The 19,714-nt window shown below is 59.6% G+C and carries 16 protein-coding genes; 9 read left to right on the top strand and 7 right to left on the bottom strand.

The window, feature by feature from the left end:
• Nucleotides 1–113 precede the first annotated feature (113 nt).
• Nucleotides 114–1,229 (bottom strand): aspartate-semialdehyde dehydrogenase, encoded by a 1,116-nt coding sequence (gene asd / locus AHA_RS09820; protein WP_011705815.1) that lies wholly within the window; start codon nt 1,227–1,229, stop codon nt 114–116.
• 339 nt (nt 1,230–1,568) lie between these two features.
• On the opposite strand from asd, the gene sugE reads away from it, so the two are divergent.
• From sugE to pflB, 4 genes are all read left to right on the top strand, one after another.
• Nucleotides 1,569–1,883, top strand: coding sequence for a quaternary ammonium compound efflux SMR transporter SugE (sugE, locus tag AHA_RS09815; RefSeq protein WP_011705814.1), 315 nt, complete (start codon nt 1,569–1,571; stop codon nt 1,881–1,883).
• 127 nt (nt 1,884–2,010) lie between these two features.
• Nucleotides 2,011–3,771 carry a 30S ribosomal protein S12 methylthiotransferase accessory factor YcaO gene (gene ycaO, locus AHA_RS09810; protein WP_011705813.1) on the top strand — a complete coding sequence of 587 codons (1,761 nt, stop codon included), beginning with the start codon at nt 2,011–2,013 and terminating at the stop codon, nt 3,769–3,771.
• Between the two features lie 380 nt (nt 3,772–4,151).
• A complete protein-coding gene (focA, locus tag AHA_RS09805; RefSeq protein WP_011705812.1) occupies nt 4,152–5,000 on the top strand; it encodes a formate transporter FocA in 849 nt (282 codons plus the stop codon).
• A 45-nt stretch (nt 5,001–5,045) separates the two neighbouring features.
• Nucleotides 5,046–7,328 carry a formate C-acetyltransferase gene (gene pflB / locus AHA_RS09800; RefSeq protein ID WP_016350517.1) on the top strand — a complete coding sequence of 761 codons (2,283 nt, stop codon included), beginning with the start codon at nt 5,046–5,048 and terminating at the stop codon, nt 7,326–7,328.
• Nucleotides 7,329–7,451: 123 nt separating this feature from the next.
• Here pflB and phnX read toward each other — a convergent pair whose 3' ends face one another.
• From phnX to phnW, 3 genes are read right to left on the bottom strand one after another with little or no spacing between them, the layout of a single operon-like run.
• On the bottom strand, nt 7,452–8,291 hold the full coding sequence (gene phnX / locus AHA_RS09795) for a phosphonoacetaldehyde hydrolase (RefSeq protein ID WP_011705810.1): 840 nt from the start codon (nt 8,289–8,291) through the stop codon (nt 7,452–7,454).
• The gene (locus AHA_RS09790; RefSeq protein WP_011705809.1) at nt 8,284–9,708 is read right to left on the bottom strand and encodes an aspartate aminotransferase family protein; all 1,425 of its coding nucleotides are present in this window, start codon (nt 9,706–9,708) and stop codon (nt 8,284–8,286) included. Before AHA_RS09790 ends, phnX begins: the two co-directional genes overlap by 8 nt.
• Complete coding sequence (gene phnW, locus AHA_RS09785) at nt 9,705–10,847, bottom strand: 2-aminoethylphosphonate--pyruvate transaminase (RefSeq protein WP_011705808.1); 1,143 nt, start codon at nt 10,845–10,847, stop codon at nt 9,705–9,707. The genes AHA_RS09790 and phnW overlap by 4 nt, the downstream gene beginning before the upstream one ends.
• A gap of 265 nt (nt 10,848–11,112) precedes the next feature.
• Between phnW and phnR the strand changes: the two genes are divergently transcribed.
• The 5 genes from phnR (at nt 11,113) to AHA_RS09760 (ending at nt 17,497) form a co-directional block, all read left to right on the top strand.
• Entirely contained in the window at nt 11,113–11,820 is a 708-nt protein-coding gene (phnR, locus tag AHA_RS09780) for a phosphonate utilization transcriptional regulator PhnR (protein WP_164927609.1), read from the top strand.
• Between the two features lie 120 nt (nt 11,821–11,940).
• Nucleotides 11,941–12,960, top strand: a complete 1,020-nt coding sequence (locus AHA_RS09775; protein WP_011705806.1) for a putative 2-aminoethylphosphonate ABC transporter substrate-binding protein — start codon at nt 11,941–11,943, stop codon at nt 12,958–12,960.
• A 272-nt stretch (nt 12,961–13,232) separates the two neighbouring features.
• A complete protein-coding gene (locus AHA_RS09770; RefSeq protein WP_011705805.1) occupies nt 13,233–14,327 on the top strand; it encodes a putative 2-aminoethylphosphonate ABC transporter ATP-binding protein in 1,095 nt (364 codons plus the stop codon).
• Entirely contained in the window at nt 14,324–16,072 is a 1,749-nt protein-coding gene (locus AHA_RS09765) for a putative 2-aminoethylphosphonate ABC transporter permease subunit (protein WP_011705804.1), read from the top strand. The genes AHA_RS09770 and AHA_RS09765 overlap by 4 nt, the downstream gene beginning before the upstream one ends.
• 18 nt (nt 16,073–16,090) lie before the next feature.
• Complete coding sequence (locus AHA_RS09760) at nt 16,091–17,497, top strand: FAD-dependent oxidoreductase (RefSeq protein ID WP_011705803.1); 1,407 nt, start codon at nt 16,091–16,093, stop codon at nt 17,495–17,497.
• 143 nt (nt 17,498–17,640) lie between these two features.
• Here AHA_RS09760 and AHA_RS09755 read toward each other — a convergent pair whose 3' ends face one another.
• The 3 genes from AHA_RS09755 to AHA_RS09745 all read right to left on the bottom strand — a co-directional run bounded on the left by AHA_RS09755 (nt 17,641) and on the right by AHA_RS09745 (nt 19,617).
• Nucleotides 17,641–18,096 carry a YcgN family cysteine cluster protein gene (locus AHA_RS09755; RefSeq protein WP_005300228.1) on the bottom strand — a complete coding sequence of 152 codons (456 nt, stop codon included), beginning with the start codon at nt 18,094–18,096 and terminating at the stop codon, nt 17,641–17,643.
• 179 nt (nt 18,097–18,275) lie between these two features.
• Nucleotides 18,276–18,845 carry a DUF6037 family protein gene (locus AHA_RS09750; protein ID WP_202795500.1) on the bottom strand — a complete coding sequence of 190 codons (570 nt, stop codon included), beginning with the start codon at nt 18,843–18,845 and terminating at the stop codon, nt 18,276–18,278.
• Nucleotides 18,846–18,978: 133 nt separating this feature from the next.
• Nucleotides 18,979–19,617 (bottom strand): hypothetical protein, encoded by a 639-nt coding sequence (locus AHA_RS09745; protein WP_077392364.1) that lies wholly within the window; start codon nt 19,615–19,617, stop codon nt 18,979–18,981.
• Nucleotides 19,618–19,714 lie beyond the last annotated feature (97 nt).

Raw genomic sequence — 19,714 nt, 5'->3', positions numbered from 1 at the left:
CTGGCACCACTCGCCAGCCCACCCTTTTGGCACTCTCTGCCGGCCTGCAGAGTTGGCAAAGTCGCAAAAAAACAGGGGGCCGCGGCCCCCTGTTCATGCTGGGTGCAACCGGATCAACCGCGATCCAGCAGGATGTTGAGCATGCGGCGCAGCGGCTCGGCGGCGCCCCACAGCAGCTGATCACCCACGGTAAAGGCGGCCAGATACTCCGGCCCCATGTTGAGCTTGCGCAGACGACCGACCGGGATGCTGAGGGTGCCGGTAACGGCAGCAGGGGTCAGCTCGCGGGCGGTGATGTCGCGATCGTTGGGGATCACCTTGACCCAGTCGTTGTGGGCGGCCAGCAGGGCTTCGATTTCCGCCAGCGGCACGTCTTTTTTCAGCTTGATGGTGAAGGCCTGGCTGTGGCAGCGCAGGGCGCCGATGCGCACGCACAGACCATCCACCGGAATGGCGGCGTTTTCGATGCCCAGGATCTTGTTGGTCTCGGCCTGGCCCTTCCACTCTTCGCGGCTCTGGCCGTTGTCGAGCTTGGTGTCGATCCAGGGAATGAGGCCACCGGCCAGCGGCACGCCGAAATTGTCCACCGGCAGGGTGCCGGAGCGGGTCTTCTCGGTGATCTTGCGCTCGATGTCGAGGATGGCAGAGGCGGGATCCGCCAGCTCCACCGCCACTTCATCACGCAGCAGGCCCATCTGGGTGACCAGCTCGCGCATGTGGCGCGCACCGCCACCGGAGGCGGCCTGATAGGTAGCCACGCTCACCCACTCCACCAGATCGGCCTTGAACAGGCCACCCAGGGCCAGCAGCATCAGACTGACGGTGCAGTTGCCGCCGACGAAGGTCTTGATACCGTTGTTCAGGGCATGCTCGATGACGTCGCCGTTGACCGGATCCAGGATGATGACCGCGTCCTTCTCCATGCGCAGGGAGGAGGCTGCATCAATCCAGTAGCCCTGCCAGCCGGCGGCTTTCAGGCGCGGATAGACATCCTTGGTGTAGTCGCCGCCCTGGGCGGTGATGATGACGTCCTGTGCGGCCAGCGCTTCGATGTCGAAGGCATCCTGCAGGGTGCCGGCATCGACGCCGAAATTGGGGGCGGCCTCACCGGCCTGGGAGGTGGTGAAGAAGGTGGGCTGAATGCGGGAAAAATCCTTCTCTTCCTGCATCCGGCTCATCAACACCGAACCCACCATGCCACGCCAACCGACCAAACCTACTTTTTTCATAATGTCCTACCCTGGATAGCTGCTTATAGAAACCGAGTGTGATACCCGTGATCCCTTGTCCGGCGCGGGCCGTTTACAAGCGGTTCACAAAATATGGGTTGCGAAAAATGCGTCTGTCCACATTACGGATTGTGACGGCGGGCGCAAGTCGAATTGCGCAATATTCTGTGCCGTTCGCTGCAATATCCGTCAGCCTGGCCGACCTGCGGGCAGCCGGTTGGCATCCCGCCCCCACTTGGGGCATCATTGAGACCGACCGGCAGCCCCGCTGCCCCTCGGGGACGACCTCGAGGCCTCCTGATACGCAGGGACGACCCTGCTGCCTGCGGAATCTGCTTTATGTCCTGGTTGCTCCTGCTGTTGGCCGGCCTGTTCGAGGTCGCCTGGGCCATCGGCCTCAAATACACCGACGGTTTCAGCCGTCCCCTGCCCACCCTGCTGACCCTGATCGCCATGGGGGTAAGCGTGCTGCTGCTCGCCATGGCGGTCAAACAGTTGCCCCTTGGTACCGCCTACGCGGTATGGACCGGCATTGGCGCGGTCGGCACCGTGCTGATGGGGATCTGGCTGTTCAACGAACCGGCCACCCTCGCCCGGGTGCTCTGCCTGCTGCTGATCATCGGCGGGATCCTGGGTCTGAAATTCATCGGCTGAGCCGTGACCGAGCTCGGTTGAATGGAGAGCAAAACGGGGCATGGGCCCCGTTTTTTGCCTGCCAAACGCGCCGACCCCTGCTATTATCTGCGGCCAAACATGAGCCAATAAAAATCAGGATATCGTGATGACCGACCACACTTTTATTCCCGGCAAGGACGCGGCGCTGGAAGACTCCATCGAACGCTTCCAGACCAAGCTGCAAGCCCTGGGGTTTGATATCGAAGAGGCCTCCTGGCTCAACCCCGTGCCCAACGTCTGGTCCGTGCACATCCGGGACAAGGAGTGCCCCCTCTGTTTCACCAACGGCAAGGGTGCCAGCAAGAAGGCGGCGCTCGCCTCCGCCCTTGGCGAATATTTCGAGCGTCTCTCCACCAACTACTTCTTCGCCGACTTCTATCTGGGCGAGCAGGTCGCCAATGGCGACTTCGTTCACTACCCGAACGAGAAGTGGTTCCCCATCGAGGGAGATCAGCTGCCCGCCGGTCTGCTCGACAGCTTCACCCGCAAGTTCTACAACCCGGATGGTGAAGTGACCGCCGACATGCTGGTGGATCTGCAATCCGGCAACGAGGAGCGCGGCATCGTCGCCCTGCCCTTCGAGCGCCAGTCTGATCACCAGACCGTCTACATCCCGATGAACATCATCGGCAACCTGTATGTCTCCAACGGCATGAGCGCCGGCAACACCCGCACCGAGGCCCGCACCCAGGGGCTGTCGGAGGTGTTCGAGCGCCACGTGAAGAACAAGATCATCGCCGAGGCCCTCAGCCTGCCGCTGATCCCGAGCGAGGTGATCGCCCGTTACCCCGGCATCAAGGCCTCCATCGATGCGCTCGAAGCCGAAGGCTTCCCCATCTACAGCTTCGACGCCTCCTTGGGCGGTCGCTACCCGGTCATCTGCGTGGTGCTGCTCAATCCGAGCAACGGCACCTGCTTTGCCTCCTTCGGCGCCCACCCGCGCTTCGAAGTGGCGTTCGAGCGCACCGTCACCGAGCTGCTGCAGGGCCGCAGCCTCAAAGATCTGGACGTGTTCGTGCCGCCCTCGTTCGACAACGAGCAGGTGGCGGATCACCACAACCTGGAGACCCACTTCATCGACTCCTCCGGCCTCATCAGCTGGGATCTGTTCAAGCAGGATGCGGACTTCGAGTTTGCCGACTGGGACTTCCGCGGCACCTCGCAAGAGGAGTTCGACCACCTGATCGGCATCTTCCACGAGCTGGAGCAGCCGGTCTACATCGCCGACTACGAGCACCTGGGTGTCTACGCCTGCCGCATCCTGGTGCCCGGCATGTCCGACATCTATCCGGCCGAAGACCTGCTGCTGGCCAACAACACCATGGGTGCCCACCTGCGAGAAACCATCCTGGCGCTGCCGGCGCTGGAGTGGGACGCGGAGCAGTACATGGCACTGTTCGACCAGCTGGATGAAGAGGGTCACGACGAGCGCACCCGGGTGCGCGAGCTGCTCGGCATCGCCGCCGCCAAGGGCACCGCCCTGCACACCCTGCGGGTGGGCGAGCTCAAAGCCATGCTGGCACTGGCCGCCGGCGAACTCGACACGGCGCTCGATCTCATCGACTGGACCATGGAGTTCAACCAGTCGGTGTTCCCGGCCGATCGTGCCAACTACTACCGTGCCCTGCGCGCCTGCGTCGAGCTGTTTCTGGATGAGGATCGCGACCCCGAGCAATACCGCGCCGTATTCACCCGCATGTATGGCGAGCAGACGCTGGCACAGGCCTGGGCCCACGCCAGTGGCGAAGCGCGCTTCCACGGGTTGGAAGCTGCCGACCTGTCCCTCAGCCAGTTCCCGCTGCATCAGAAGCTGCTGGCAGCCTATGAGAAGCTGCAGAAGGCCAAACGAGCCCATTCATGGGGTTGATGTGGTAGTATGTGAAGGGGCCCTGATGGCCCCTTTTGCTTTATGGTCGCCAGAGAGGCGGTTTGTTATTCAAAGATGAAATAAAAAACAAAAAATACCTCTTAGGGGGTTGCCAAGCCGGGGCAGAGAATGCTGGGGAGATGCAAAGATGCCTTGCCAGTACCATTTTTAGGCGATGAAAAATAAATTGTTTAAAATCATTGCATTAAAAAATCAGCATTTATGTTTCAGCTGAAACCTGGTGTAAAGCAACGCTGCCGGAGGACTCAAATTTTTGTAGTAAAATTACATTCACAATCTGCAATTCTTGATCGGAGTCAATTTTGACGATCTGGCCCTTTGTTATGATTTCCACAGGCAAAACATCAGGTACATGAGAATTGAAAGCAGAATCTCCCTTTGATTGTCTCAAGCCAGAAGCCATCGCTGCACTGGCAGAAGATATCACCTATGCCAAGGCCACCAAGCCTGCATACAAGGTCATCCCCCTGGCCATCACCGCAGGCGCTTTCATCGCCATTGCTTTCGTCTTCTTCATCACGGTGACTACCGGTGCCGGCAATGTGGCCTGGGGCCTCAGCAAGCTGGTCGGCGGTCTCTGTTTCGCACTGGGTCTGATCCTCTGCGTGCTGCTCGGTGCCGAGCTGTTCACCTCCACCACCCTGACCCTGGTGGCCAAGGCGGCCAACCGCATCACCTGGGCCCAGCTGTTCAAGAACTGGGGACTGGTCTACTTCGGCAACCTCATCGGCGGTCTCATCATCGTCGGCCTCATCATCATGTCGGCCGAATACATGGCGGCAGATGGTCAGTGGGGTCTGAACGCCCTCAAGGTAGCCCAACACAAGATCCACCATACCTTTTTCGAGGCCCTTGCCCTCGGTATCCTCTGCAACCTCATGGTGTGTCTCGCCGTGTGGATGGCGTTCGGCGCCCGCAGTGCAACCGACAAGGTGATGGTCATGCTGCTCCCCGTTGCCATGTTCGTGGCCTCCGGTTTTGAGCACAGCATCGCAAACATGTTTATGATCCCGGTCGGTATCGCTATCCATGCGGTAGCAGGCCCGGAATTTTGGCAGGCCATCGGCCAGGACCCGGCGACCTTTGCCGACCTGACCGTATCCAACTTCGTCCTACACAACCTCATTCCCGTCACCATAGGTAATATCATTGGTGGTGGCGTCATGGTTGGTCTGACTTACTGGTTTATCTTCCGTCGTCATCATTAAGGATGATTGCGGGATACTACATCAATACCGTGTGAGGTAATGAAAATGGCAGAACTTAACGAACAGTTCCAAAAAGCATGGGAAGGCTTCGCGGCCGGTGAATGGCAGACCTCTGTCAACACCCGTGACTTCATCCAGAAGAACTACACCCCGTATGAAGGTGACGAGTCCTTCCTGGCTGGCGCGACCGAAGCTACCACCAAGCTGTGGGACAAGGTCATGGAAGGCATCAAGATCGAGAACCGCACCCACGCGCCGGTCGATTTTGATACCGACCTGCCCTCCACCATTACCGCTCACGATGCCGGCTATATCGATCAGAGCCTGGAGCAAATCGTTGGTCTGCAGACCGACAAGCCGCTCAAGCGCGCCATCATCGCCAACGGCGGTATCAAGATGGTCAAGACCTCTTGCGAAGTGTACGGTCGTCAGCTGGACCCGATGGTCGAGAAGATCTTCACCGAGTACCGTAAGACTCACAACCAGGGCGTGTTTGACGTTTACACCAAAGACATCCTGAACTGCCGCAAGTCCGGCGTCATCACCGGTCTGCCGGATGCCTACGGCCGTGGCCGTATCATCGGTGACTACCGTCGTGTTGCCCTGTACGGTATCGACTTCCTGATGGCCGACAAACTGGCCCAGTTCAAGTCCCTGCAGGCTGACCTGGAAAACGGTGTCAACCTGGAAGCCACCATCCGTCTGCGCGAAGAGATCTCCGAGCAGCACCGTGCCCTGGCACAGATGAAGGTAATGGCTGCCAAGTACGGTTGCGATATCTCCGTACCGGCCAAGAACGCCAAAGAAGCCGTCCAGTGGACCTACTTCGCCTACCTGGCGGCAGTCAAGTCCCAGAACGGCGCCGCCATGTCCTTCGGTCGTACTTCCAGCTTCCTGGACGTGTACATCGAGCGTGACCTGAAGAAAGGCCTGATCACCGAGCAAGAAGCCCAGGAGCTGATGGACCACATGGTCATGAAGCTGCGTATGGTTCGCTTCCTGCGTACCCCGGAATACGATTCACTGTTCTCCGGCGACCCGATGTGGGCTACCGAGACCCTGGCTGGTATGGGCGTTGACGGCCGTACCCTGGTCACCAAGAACAGCTTCCGTATGCTGAACACCCTGTACACCATGGGCCCGTCCCCTGAGCCGAACCTGACCATCCTGTGGTCCGAGAAGCTGCCGGTCGGTTTCAAGAAGTACTGCGCCAAGGTATCCATCGAGACCTCTTCCGTTCAGTACGAGAACGACGACCTGATGCGTCCGGACTTCAACAACGATGACTACGCCATCGCTTGCTGTGTGTCCCCAATGATCGTCGGCAAACAGATGCAGTTCTTCGGTGCCCGTGCCAACCTGGCCAAGACCATGCTGTATGCAATCAACGGCGGTATGGACGAGAAGCTCAAGATCCAGGTCGGTCCGAAGACCGAAATGGTCAAGTCCGAGTACCTCGACTACAACGACGTGATGGATCGTCTGGATCACTTCATGGACTGGCTGGCCAAGCAATACGTTGCCGCGCTGAACATCATCCACTACATGCACGACAAGTACAGCTACGAAGCCTCTCTGATGGCGCTGCACGACCGTGACGTATATCGCACCATGGCGTGTGGTATCGCCGGTCTGTCCGTAGCCGCTGACTCCCTGTCTGCCATCAAGTTCGCCAAGGTCAAGCCGGTTCGTGACGAAGATGGCGTTGCCATCGACTTCGAAATCGAAGGCGAGTACCCGCAGTTCGGTAACAACGACGCTCGCGTCGATGACATCGCCTGTGACCTGGTTGAGCGCTTCATGAAGAAAATTCAGAAGCTGAACACCTACCGTGGTGCCGTGGCTACCCAGTCCGTGCTGACCATCACCTCCAACGTGGTGTACGGCAAGAAGACCGGTAACACCCCGGATGGCCGTCGCGCTGGTGCGCCGTTCGGCCCGGGTGCCAACCCGATGCACGGTCGTGACCAGAAGGGTGCTGTTGCTTCCCTGACTTCCGTTGCCAAGCTGCCGTTCGCTTACGCCAAAGATGGTATCTCCTATACCTTCTCCATCGTGCCGAACGCGCTGGGTAAAGACATGGAAGCCCAGAAAGCCAACCTGGCCGGTCTGATGGATGGTTACTTCCACCATGAGTCCAACCTGGAAGGCGGTCAGCACCTGAACGTCAACGTGATGAACCGTGAAATGCTGCTGGATGCCATGGAAAACCCGGAAAAATATCCGCAGTTGACCATCCGCGTATCCGGTTATGCCGTTCGCTTCAACTCTTTGACCAAAGAGCAACAGCAAGACGTCATCACCCGTACTTTCACCGCATCTCTGTAATAGAGTCTCGGTGAACAAAAACCGGCGCCAAGGCGCCGGTTTTTTTATGCCTGATAGTCAGGGAGCATAGGCCTGAGAACCTGCCGGCAAGGCCGGCACTCCCCTCCTCTCATCCCGCCTTGTTCAGGGCCGCTCCCCTGCCGCCAGACGGCGGTTGATATCGGCGATCACCGGGGCGATGTCGGCAAGGGTATCAATCACATAGTGCGCCCCCGCCGCCCGCAGTTTGGCCTCGGCCGGTGCGCGCCGGGCGGCGATCTCCGCCTCGCTCATGGCGGCAAACGCTTCCCAGGTAGCGCCAAACTCGTTGCCGGAAACCGACAATCCCACCGTCCACATGCCCGCGTTCAACCCTTCGCTGATGCCGGGCACGGCGTCATCCACCTTGATGCAGCGATGCACCGCATTCACTCCCAGCTCAATCACGTTGGCCAGCGCCATCCAGGGACCGGGGCGACCACCGGCTTTGAGATCGTCGGTGGCGACCCAGTGATCCGGCCGATAGCCGTGATCGGCCGCCGCAGGTACCAGCGTCTCCATCACCGGGCGGGGGTAACCGGAGCAGGAGCCGATTTTCATCCCCTGCCCCCGCAGAGCATCCAGCACCGGCAACACGCCGGGGATGGGGTCGGCGAAGCGGGTCACGGCGGCAATCTGCAGCGGCATAAAGGTGTGATAGAGGTGGTCCACTTCGGCATGGCTCATAGGGTGGCCAAAGCGGGCCTGCCAGCGCGCATCCACCGAGGGCAGACGGCCCAGCGCGGCGATATGATCCCACTTGCCCAACCCCATAGGCTGGCGCGCCTCATCCAGAGTAACGGGGAAGTCATACGCGCGGGCGAAGGCCTCGACGAAGATGGAGGTGGGGGCGAAGGAGCCGAAATCGACGACGGTACCGGCCCAGTCGAGGATCAGCGCCTCTACGTCGGTGGTCGGGTCTACAGCAATCTGCAAGTCAGTCATGGTGGTGTTCCTGTTTCGGTGAAAGTGCGAGCTCGCCAAGGGCGCGATCGAGAATGGTGATGGCGCGCACCAGATCGGCGCGCGCGATATTGAGCGGTGGCGAGAGCTGAATGACGTTGCCCTGGGAGACCTTGAAGCTGAGCCCCAGTTCCAGACAGCGGTAGAGCAGCCGCTCGGCGGCCTGGCTATTACGGGTACGACTCTGGTGATCGACCACCAGATCGAGCGCCCACAAAAGACCTATGCCGCGCACCTGCCCGATCAGCGGGTGACGCTCAGCCAACTTGCCAAGCTCTGCCGCCATAAAGCGGCCATCCTCCTGCGCTTTTGTCAGCAATCCCGCTTCGCGGATTGTCTCTATCGTGGCGAGGGCCGCCGCGCAGCCGATGGGGCTCTTCTCGTGGGTGTAGTGACCGAGCGAAATAGCCGCCGCCTGATTGAAACGGTCGCGGGTGATGAGCGCCGCAAACGGCACCGCCCCGCCTCCCAGCCCCTTGCCAAGGCAGATGATGTCGGGCTCGATGCCGAACTCCTCGAAGCTGAACCAATGGCCGGTGCGCCCCAGGGCATTCGGGATCTCGTCGACGATCAGCAGCACCTTGTGGCGATCGCAGATCTCCCGCACTCGCTGCCAGTAGGCTTTTGAGGGCACCTGTACATCGGTATTGCGGATGGGCTCGGCGATAAAGGCGCCGATCCCTCCCTCCTTCTCGATGACGTATTCCAGATAATCGGCGTAGTGCAGGTCATCCCCTTCCCCGCGATACCAGACACCGCGATAGCGGGTGGGGGGAGGAATGCGCTCCACTCCGGCCATCAGCGGGCCCATACCAGCGCGAAAGCAGGCTTCTCCGCCGACCGAGATGGCATCGAGGGAGGCGCCGTGAAAGGCATCCCAGAGGGACACCACCTTGCTATTGCCGGTGATGAAACGGGCGAGCTTCAGGGCAATCCCCACCACCTCGCTGCCGCCGGGGGCGAACAGCACCCGGTTGAGATCGCCGGGGGCCAGTTCGGCCAGAGTGCGGGCGCAGTCGATAGCGACCTGATGGGTGTAGCGGCGGGGCGCGAACGGCAGATCGGCGAGTTGTTGCTGCACTGCGGCCACCACCCTGGGATGGCCGTGACCCAGCTGATGGACGCTGTTGCCGTGAAAATCAAGATACCGTTTGCCCGATACGCTGGTCAGCCAGCTCCCCTGCGCCCCCTCAAGCAGATCGAGACAGGGGGTGGAGAGCGCTTGATGGAAAAAGTAGCGGCTATCCTCCGCCAATCCAGCCTGCACCGCCTCGCGCTGACCCGCCCACCAGCGCGCCCGACCCTCGCCAAGGTTGATATCCCCTTCGCTGTCGGCACGGCCGCTGCCGTGCAGCTTATGGTCGTGCTGATCGCAACCGTGAGGCGCTTGGCTCGTCATCGCGCGTCCCCTTGCCAGTAGCAGGCGCTGGCCATGGCGACGAGCAGGCAGCGCACCCGCGCTGGGGTCACATCGCCGATATTGCCAATGCGGAAGCAGTCGGCCTGGGAGACCTTGCCCGGATAGATGACAAAGCCCTGCGCCTTGAGCCGCTGGTAGAAGTCGGCGAAGCGGTAGTCAGGATGGGCCGGGGAGTAGAAGGCGGTGATGATGGGGGATTGCCACTGTTCTGGCAGCAGCGGCGCAAAGCCAAGGGCAGCCATGCCATCCACCAGGGTGCGCTGATTGTCGCGGTAGCGCCGATGGCGGGCGGCGATGCCCCCCTCTTCGTCCAGCTCGCGCAGGGCCTGGGCAAAGGCGAGTACGGTATGGGTGGGCGAAGTGAAGCGCCACTTGCCCCCCTGCTGCTCCATGGTCTGCCACTGGGCATGCAGGTCGAGGGAGACCGAGCGGGCGCAACCGGCACAGGCCGCCAGTGCGGCGCGGCGAGCGATGACGAAGCCAAAACCCGGCACCCCCTGAATGCACTTGTTGGCAGAGCTGATAAGAAACTCGATGCCAAGGCGCCCCATGTCGATGGGGATGCCGCCAAAGCTGCTCATGGCATCGACGATAAGACGAATGCCGCGGCGCTGGCAGAGCGCAGCCACCTCCTCCAGCGGGTTGAGCATGCCGGTGGTGGTCTCGCAGTGCACCATGGCCAGATGGGTGATCTCGGGGTGGCGTACCAGCATCGCCTCGATGGCGGCGGCTTCCGGGCGGGTGGTCTCGCCGCAGTCGAGCTCGTGGTGGCGCAGGCCAAGACAGCGGGCCATCTCCCCCATGCGGGCACCGTAGGCGCCGTTGTTGATGATCAGCAGACACTCATCGACGCCTATCGCCGAGCCCAGCACGCTCTCCACCACATAGCTGCCACTCCCCTGCAGCAGCACGGCGCTGTAGTCGCTTTGATATTCCGGGCCAGCGGCCAGCCGCACCAGCTCGCGGCGGATGGGCTCCACCACACCCTGGTTGTAGTCTGCATCCCAGGTGCAGCTGTCTTGCAGCATGGCGGCGCGCACAGTGGCGGTGGTCGAGAGGGGGCCCGGGGTCAGCAGCAGGTAATCAACGGCGGCAGGGGCCGCAGGAATATGGGTCATGACTTCGCTCCTTTTGGTATATACCAGAATGAACGCATTGTGGGTAACAGCCCCGCCAAGGTCAAAGGGGTGGCGCTACGTGCAACAAAAAATTCATTTTCAGCGCCGGGATCGCGATAATCTAGGAAGCCTGAACAGCAGGGGCGATACTGGTATCTACCAACGTGTTTTTATTTCGTCGTTTAACGGTCGGGCTGATGACCAGCCCTGCGCCCAGCCCATTGCCCAACTCATTGCACAACTTATTGCAAAACCAGGGATTTTCATGAGCAAACCCCAATATCTGCAGATCAAGGATGCCCTCGCCAACCAGATCCTGGCGGGGGGGCTGGCCCCCAACGACAAGCTCCCCTCCGAGCGCCTGCTGGGGGAACTCTATGGCACCACAAGGGTCACCATTCGCGAGGCACTGGTGCAGCTGGAGGCAAACGGCCTTATCTATCGGGAAGATCGCCGCGGCTGGTTCGTCACCCCGCCGCGCTTTCGCTTGAACCCCAGACGCACCTCCAACTTTCACCAGATAGTGCGGGAGCAAGGGGGTGAGCCGCGCACCGAACTGCTGGAGAAAAGCCGCCAGGCGGTACCGCCCGCATTGATGGTGCAGCTGCAGCTCAAGCCGTTCGACAGCCTGTTTCTGCTCAAACGGCTGCGCTATGCCAACGGGCGCGCCATCTGCTACTGCGAGAACCACTGCCTGCCAGAGCGGGTGCCCGGCCTGCTGGAGCTGGATCTCAACGGCAGCCTGACCGAGATCTATCAGGCCTATTACGATCTCCACTACGCCCGCATGCAGGTGCGCTTCTTCCCCACCGCCCTGCCGGACGAGGTGGCCAAGGCGCTGGGAGCCACCGCTGGCCTACCCGCCCTGCGCCTCGAGCGGCTCAACTTCGATCAGCACGGCCGGGTGCTCGACTTCGATCTGGAGTACTGGCGTCACGACAGTCTGGAGATAGAGGTGGATACCCAGGATTAGTCGCGGACAAATCAGGAACGGCAAAACGTCACGGGGCTGTCACGGTCACGTCATAAAAAACCCCTAGCCTCTCTCTCGACCAATCTGGTTTATACCAAGCCAACTTAAATGGAGAAGAGGATGAAACAGGGAACCCATCTGCTGGCCGCCGCCGTGCTGGCTGCCATGACCACCCCGGCACTGGCAGCAACCGATCTCACCGTCTATACCGCCTTCGAACCGGAGCAGCTCGGCGAGCTGAAAACCGCGTTCGAGCGCCAGCATCCGGACATCAACATCAAGTGGGTGCGTGACTCCACCGGCGTGGTCACCGCCCGCTTGCTGGCAGAAAAAGCGCAGCCCAAAGCGGATGTGGTATGGGGACTGGCGGCTACCAGCCTGATGCAGCTCGATCAGCAGCAGATGCTCAATGCCTATGCACCGAAAGGGCTGGATAAGCTCGACAGCCGCTTTCGCGACAGTAAGGCTGAGCCGCACTGGATCGGTCTGGACGCCTTCTTCAGCGCCATCTGCTTCAACAAGGTAGAGGCCCAGAAACAGGGGATCCCGGCACCCACCAGCTGGGCCGACCTCACCAAGCCGATCTACAAGGGCAAGGTGATCATGCCCAACCCCAGCTCCTCCGGCACCGGTTACCTGAGCGTCGCTGGCTGGCTGCAGACCATGGGCGAACAGCAGGGTTGGCAATTTATGAACGGCCTGCACCAGAACATCGACCGTTACACCCACTCGGGATCAGCCCCCTGCAAGCTGGCCGCCAGCGGCGAGACGGTGATCGGTATCTCCTTCGACTTCCCGGCTACCAGCCTCAAAGCCAAGGGTGCCCCCATCGAGGTGGTGTTCCCGAAAGAGGGTTCGGGCTGGGATATGGAAGCTGCCGCCATCATCAAGGGCACCCCCAAACTGGAAGCCGCCAAACAGCTGCTCGACTTTGCCGCCACCGAACAGGCCAACGCCCTCTACAACAAGTCGTTCGCAGTGGTCGCCATCCCGGATGTGGCCAAACCAAGAGCCGGCTATCCCGCCAACATCAAGGGCCAGATGATCGACAACGACTTTGGCTGGGCTGCCCGCGAGCGCAACACCATTCTGGCTCAGTGGAGCGCCAGCTTCGACGGCAAAACCGAAGCCAAGCAGTAATCCCGCTGAAGGCTGGTTTGTGCGATGGCACCACGTCGCCATCGCACAATTCATTGCCGAAGGTCAACTCAAGTTGGCCTTCGCTTTTTTGGCATCGCCTCCCATGTTTGTGTCGTCCTCAATGGGTGGCATCTAGCCCATCCACAAGCGACCAAGCCATCTGCTGACGACCCGTCGTCATCTGACTGTCATCAAGCTGTCATCCCCCGATCACCTGACCGTCACACTGCACCCGCAAACTGGTATATACCAAATCAGTAGCGAGTCGAACCATGACCCAGCCCTATCTGGACATTCAACATCTCAACAAGCAGTTCGGTGCTTTTCAGGCCCTCAAGGGGATCTCTCTGACCATTAAACCGGGGGAGTTTATCTGCTTTCTCGGCCCCTCCGGCTGCGGCAAGACCACCTTGCTCAGGGCCATCGCCGGGCTGGATCTGCCGGACAGCGGCGAGATCTGGCAAGGGGGGCGCAATATCTCCCGCCTGCCGCCCCAGCAGCGCGATTTTGGCATCGTGTTTCAGTCCTATGCCCTCTTCCCCAACCTGACGGTGGCCCAGAACATCGCCTTCGGCCTTGAGAATCAGGGGCTGGCACGGGATCTCATCAAGGAGCGGGTGGACCACTGGCTGGGGCTGGTGGATCTCACTGCCCAGTCCCACAAATACCCGAGCCAGATCTCCGGCGGCCAGCAGCAGCGGGTGGCGCTGGCCCGGGCGCTCGCCCTCTCCCCCGGTCTGCTGCTGCTGGACGAACCGCTCAGCGCGCTGGATGCGCTGGTGCGCACCCACCTTCGCAGCGAGATCCGCGCCCTGCAGCAGCGTCTTGGCATTACCACCATCATGGTGACCCACGATCAGGAAGAGGCGCTGACCATGGCCGATCGCATCGTGGTGATGGAAGGCGGCCGCATCGTGCAGGTGGGCACCCCGCAGGAGATCTACCACCAGCCTGCCAGCCGCTTCGTGGCAAGCTTTGTCGGCACCATGAACTTCCTCGACACCCTGGTGCTGAGCCCCACTCAGGTGCGCCTTAACGAGCATCCGCTGACACTTGCCAACAGGGCCGCGGCCGGCAGCAAATTGCAGGTGGCGATCCGCCCCGAGGCGATCACCCTGAGTGCGCCGAGCGAGCTGTCTCTTGGGCAGCACGGCATCGACGCGCAGATCGATCAGGTGGAGTTTCTCGGCGCCGCCCAGCGCCTCATCTGCACCGCCGACACCTATCTGGGCCCGCAGCAAATTCTGGTGGAGCGCCCGACCCACGAGTTGCCCCGCCACGAACAGGGTGGCTGGCGCAGCGGCATGCGCTGCTCGCTGCACTGGCCTGCCGGGGCGATGCAGCTGTTTGAAGGAGATCGCCCATGACTGCCCCCTTTGCGACCTCCTCCCTGCAGCCGCCAGCGCCAGCCCGGCAAGACGCCCGCTGGCAGCGCCTTTGTCGCGGCTGGAGCCGGGATCAGCTGCTGCAACTGACTCTACTAGTGCTCGGCATCGCCCTGCTGGTGGGGGGTCTCTTGCTGCCGCTGCTCACCATGCTGCAAAAGAGTCTGCAGGATGAGAACGGCCTCTGGGTGGGCCTTGCCAACTTCAGCGCCTATTTCGACTCCCCTCATCTGGGGCGTACCATCGGCAACACCCTCTGGCTCGGGGGGCTGATCACCGCGCTGGTAGTGACCATCGCCTTTGGTTACGCCTATGCCCTCACCCGCACCTGCATGCCGGGCAAGCCCCTGTTTCGCCTCATCGGCCTTATTCCGCTATTGATGCCCTCCCTGCTGCCCGCCATCAGTCTGGTCTACTGGTTTGGCAATCAGGGGATCGCCAAGGGGCTGCTCGGCGGCGAGAGCATCTACGGTCCCATCGGCATCGTCATTGGTCTGGGCTTCTGGTGCTTTCCCCACGCCCTGATGATCCTGATCACGGCACTCGGTCAGAGCGACGCCCGCCTCTATGAAGCCTCCCGGGTGCTCGGCAGCAGCGGCTGGCGCACCTTTGTCACCGTCACCCTGCCCACCGCCCGTTATGGCCTGCTCAGCGCCGCCATCGCCGTCTTCACCCTCACCATCTGCGACTTCGGGGTGGCCAAGGTGATTGGCGGCCAGTACAGCGTGCTGGCCACCGACATCTACCGACAGGTGATCGGGATGCAGAACTTCTCGCTGGGCGCCGTTGCCAGCGTCACCCTGCTGCTGCCGGCACTGTTGAGCTTTGCGCTGGAGCACAGGGTGCGCAGCAAGATGCAGGAGCAGAGCAGCACCAAGGCGGTGCCCTATCGCCCCAAGCCCCATCGGCTGCGGGATCTGCTGGCGCTCGGCTGGTGCACGCTCTGGGCCCTGCTGTTTCTGGCGCTGGTGGGGATGGCCGTTTACGGCTCGCTGGTACAGTTCTGGCCCTACAACCTTGGGCTGACGCTGGATCACTACGCCTTTGACAGCAACAGCGTCTACGGCTGGCAGCCCTTTACCAACACCCTGCAGCTAGGTCTCTATACCGCGCTTATCGGCACCGTGCTGGTGATGGTGCTGGCCTGGGCACAGGAGAAGGGGCGCCACTTCCCATGGCTTCGCCAGTTGCTGCATCTGCTCGCCATGCTGTCGCTGGCGGTACCCGGCATGGTGCTGGGGCTGGGTTACATCTTCTTTTTCAACGGCAATCCGCTGTTTGGCGGCCTATACGGCACTCTCTATGGCACTCTGCCGCTGATGGTGCTCTCCTGCATCATCCACTACTACACCGTGGGCCATATGACGGCGCTGACCAGCCTCAAGCAGTTGCCCAAGGAGCTGGAGCTGGTGGCCATCTCCTTGCGCATTCCGCTCTGGAAGGCGTTCTGGCGAGTCACCCTGCCCGCCTCCCTGCCGGCACTGCTGGAGATCTTTATCTATCTGTTCGTCAACGCCATGACCACCACCTCGGCGGTGATCTTCCTCTATTCGAGCGACAGCGTGCTCGCCTCCATCGCCGTGCTGAACATGGAGGATTCCGGCGACACCGCCGCGGCCGCCGCCATGGCCACCCTGATCCTGCTGGCCGCCGCCACCATCAAGCTGCTCCAGCTGTTTTTGAGCCGCGCCCTGCTGGATCGCACCCAGCGCTGGCGCCACCCATAACCTTGTCGAGGAGTCATCATGTCCACTCTCCCCTTCTGGCTGGCCGAGGCGCTCGCCGCCGAACAGCCCGCGCCCCCCAAGCCCCTAGTCGGCGACCACGAGGTCGATGTCTGCATCGTCGGTGGCGGCTTTACCGGGCTGTGGAGCGCCATCGCCCTTAAACAAGCCGAGCCACACTTGCGCATCATGGTGCTGGAGAAAGATCGCTGCGGCAGCGGCGCCTCCGGGCGCAACGGCGGCTGCCTGCTCACCTGGTCGGCCAAGTATTTGACCTTAAAGCGCCTCTTTGGCGAAGAGAAGGCCGCCTGGCTGGTGCAAAGATCCGAGCAGGCGGTGCACGAGATTGCCCGCTTCTGCGAAAAGCACAACATAGAGGCGCAGCTGAGGGTCGAGGGCACCTGCTATACCGCCACCAGCGAGGCCCAACGCGGCCTGATGGAGCCGATATTACGGGAGCTACAGCGAGCCGACCTTAACCAGTGGCAGGCAATTGCGGAGGGTGAACTGGCAAGCCAAAGCGGCTCCCACGTTCATCTGGAGGGGCTCTACAGCCCCCACGCGGGTTCGGTGCAACCGGCACTGTTGGTGCGCGGCCTGCTGCGGGTGGCGCGGGAACTGGGGGTCGAGGTCTATGAATACTCCCCCATGCAGCGCCTTGAGGCGGGCCAGCCAGCGCGGGTGCAAACGCCGCAAGGTGAGGTGCATGCCCGCAAGGTGGTGCTGGCCCTCAACAGCGCCATGGTGCAGCACTTTCGCGAGTTTCGCCGCAGCATAGTGCTGGTCTCATCCGATATGGTGATCACCGACCCCGCGCCGGATGCACTGGCTGCCCAGCAGCTCGCGCACGGCCGCTCCGTGGTGGATGGCCGCACCTTTGTCCATTACTACCGCTCCACCCCGCAAGGGCGGCTGATGCTGGGCAAGGGGGGCAACACCTTCGCCTTTGCCAACCGCCATCTGGCCGAGTTCGATGCCCCGAGCCGTTATCTTGCCCCCCTCACCCACACCCTGCGCCGCTTCTTTCCGGCGCTCAACGAGGTGCCCATCGCCGCCAGCTGGTGCGGCGCCTCCGACCGATCGGTGGATGGCCTCCCCTTCTTCGGCCACTGGCGAGGGCAGCCCAATATCGTCTATGGCCTCGGCTACTCCGGCAACGGGGTGGCGCAGAGCTGGATGGGCGGCCAGATCCTGGCGGCCTTGGTGCGCGATGAAGTGCGGGAGGAGGACAAGCCGTGGCGCGACTGCGCGCTGGTCAGCGGCCCACGCGGCTATTTTCCGCCCGAGCCATTTCGCTGGCTGGGGGCCATGGCGGTGCGCAACGCCATCAGGCGCAAGGAGCGGGCGGAAGATGAGAGCCGCCCGGTGGCCTGGTATGACAAACAGCTGGCCAAACTTGCCGATGCGGCGGGCAAGGCGGACAAATAGACGCCTTCACAGCGCTTCGGAAGGAGCCAGAAAGCCGAAGGGGCAGGAGAGTGATGACTCCCCTGCCCCTTCGCAGTTGGTATGGCTCGCGGCTGGCCCGATAGACAGGCCTGGCGTTAGCTGGCCCGATAGACAGGCCGGCGTTAGCTGGCCCAGGTAATGATGTGATCGATCCAGTCGCCGGCATCCACTTCGTGCACCACCTTTCCGCGTACCGACTGACCGGCCTGGTGCATGGCGCTGCGGCTGCCGGTGATAAGCGGATGCCACTCTGGCAGACTCTGCCCCTCCGCCAGCAGGCGATAGGCACAGGTCGACGGCAGCCAGTCGTATTCGGCAATCTTGTCGTGGGTGATTTGCAGGCAGTCCGGCTCTTTTTTAAAGCGGTTGCCGTAGTCGGAGCACTGGCAGGTCTTGGTATTGAGCAGGTTGCAGGCCACGTTGGTGAACACCAGCTCCTCGGTGTCCTCGTCGATCAGCTTGTTCAGGCAGCACTTGCCGCAGCCGTCGCACAGGGACTCCCACTCCGTCATGGTCATCTGTTGCAGGCTTTTTACCTGCCAAAAGGGGGCGTTCTGCACGGGTTCACTCTGCTGCATAAAAGGTGGCTCACTCAATACACTGACAAACGCGTGGTTATACGCCCTATGGCCCGATTTTTCAAGGTTGGTGACGGTTTTGCCTATTAGCTTTCGACCGGAACTCCGGAGTAAATCTGCATACTAAAGTTTCTCACATCGTCTTTCACAGGCAGACTGTCTTTAGCCAATAAGTTAGTTTATTCTTTCCAAGAACGATTTAGTTCTTTTGCACTCCATTTCGAAGATGCATTCATACGCACACTGTAATCAAAGGCATCTGAGCCAAGAACCAGCTTTGTCTTATGTCTATTTTCTATGCTAGGCCCCTTTCCACTGTCTCGAGACCAATATATCCATGTATCAAAGTAGGGACGTTCACGATCTTCCGTAATATCTGGCCGAAGTCTAATTATTTCATTCGGTAAAGGATGACTAGTCACAGATGCATTTTTAGGTATTTGATTATTTAAATTCTCTAAAAAATCTTTTGGCATCAATTTCTTTCCACTACTAGCACCTGTATTTAGCAAATGAGCCAGCTCTGCATAAAAACCATCAAAAAATGGGTCAATCCAATACCCTCGCTTTACTTGAAATAAAAAGAACTTTGGATTTAGACCTCGAGAAGTTAAAGATAAAGTGTAATTTGGTCTATCTCGTGTTGAAAACAAGCAATCAAAGCCAATTGCACCTGAGGAAACTTGAAATTGCTGCATATCGGAGCCAATAGAAATCATACTTCTATGTAGTTCTTGTAATGACGTCATCTTCATCTCTCCACCACCTTAACTCTACATAAAATTAAAAATCTGTGACATCAAATTAGAGCATTAAAAACCACATCAATAACTTGATACCTCTCACGTCAAAATACTATCCACTCGAACCTTTATAGAACCACTACAGAGCTTTGTTTTTATTAAATTTCATGGCTGTAATATATGCAATAAATGCCTTCCCGTTAGCCGTTATTGAATATTCGTCGCCTACATTACCCACCAATTCCCAGCTAATAAGAAACTCAATGTAATCAGAGAAAAACTTTCCCGAGAAAGCTTCAGGATAAGACTTCTTTATATTTTCAAAAAATGGGATAACTTCCTGGAGATTCGCTTCTCCTTTAGGCTTAACCAAGAGGAATTCCAAAAGTTTTATCTGCGAACCAAATATGCTGTAATATATTTTATCAAAATATCCAGATATCTGTTGCTGCGCTAAATTTTTAATTAGTATATTTAGTTTTTCTTTTTCGTCATTTACAGACTCTAACTGGGATCTAATTTTACCTTCCAGTTCTTCTCTTATCCCGGTAGGGTCAATAGGAATTAGATGTTGAAGGTCTTGTTTAAACTCTGTATTAACTTGACTGTTCTGTCGGCTTTCAAAGAACTGTACTTCAGCATCACCTAGTTTCGCCGACTTGACTCCACCACTAAACAATGAATCTAATTTATCCTTAATAAAAAAAACGGCTAATATTGTTACCAAAGGCCAAGCTATATGCTTAACAATTTCAACAAAAAACTGTTTTTCATCCAAATGATATCTCCTATAAATTCATATTTTTGATACTCAATCCTGCACTGAGACCTGATTGAGGTCAAGTTGTATATATAAGCCATTATTTCGCAGTTCC

It is taken from the genome of Aeromonas hydrophila subsp. hydrophila ATCC 7966, assembly GCF_000014805.1.
GTDB classification, from domain to species: domain Bacteria; phylum Pseudomonadota; class Gammaproteobacteria; order Enterobacterales; family Aeromonadaceae; genus Aeromonas; species Aeromonas hydrophila.
The sequence above is the reverse complement of the archived record's forward strand: the minus strand, read 5'-3'. Positions and strand labels throughout refer to the sequence as shown.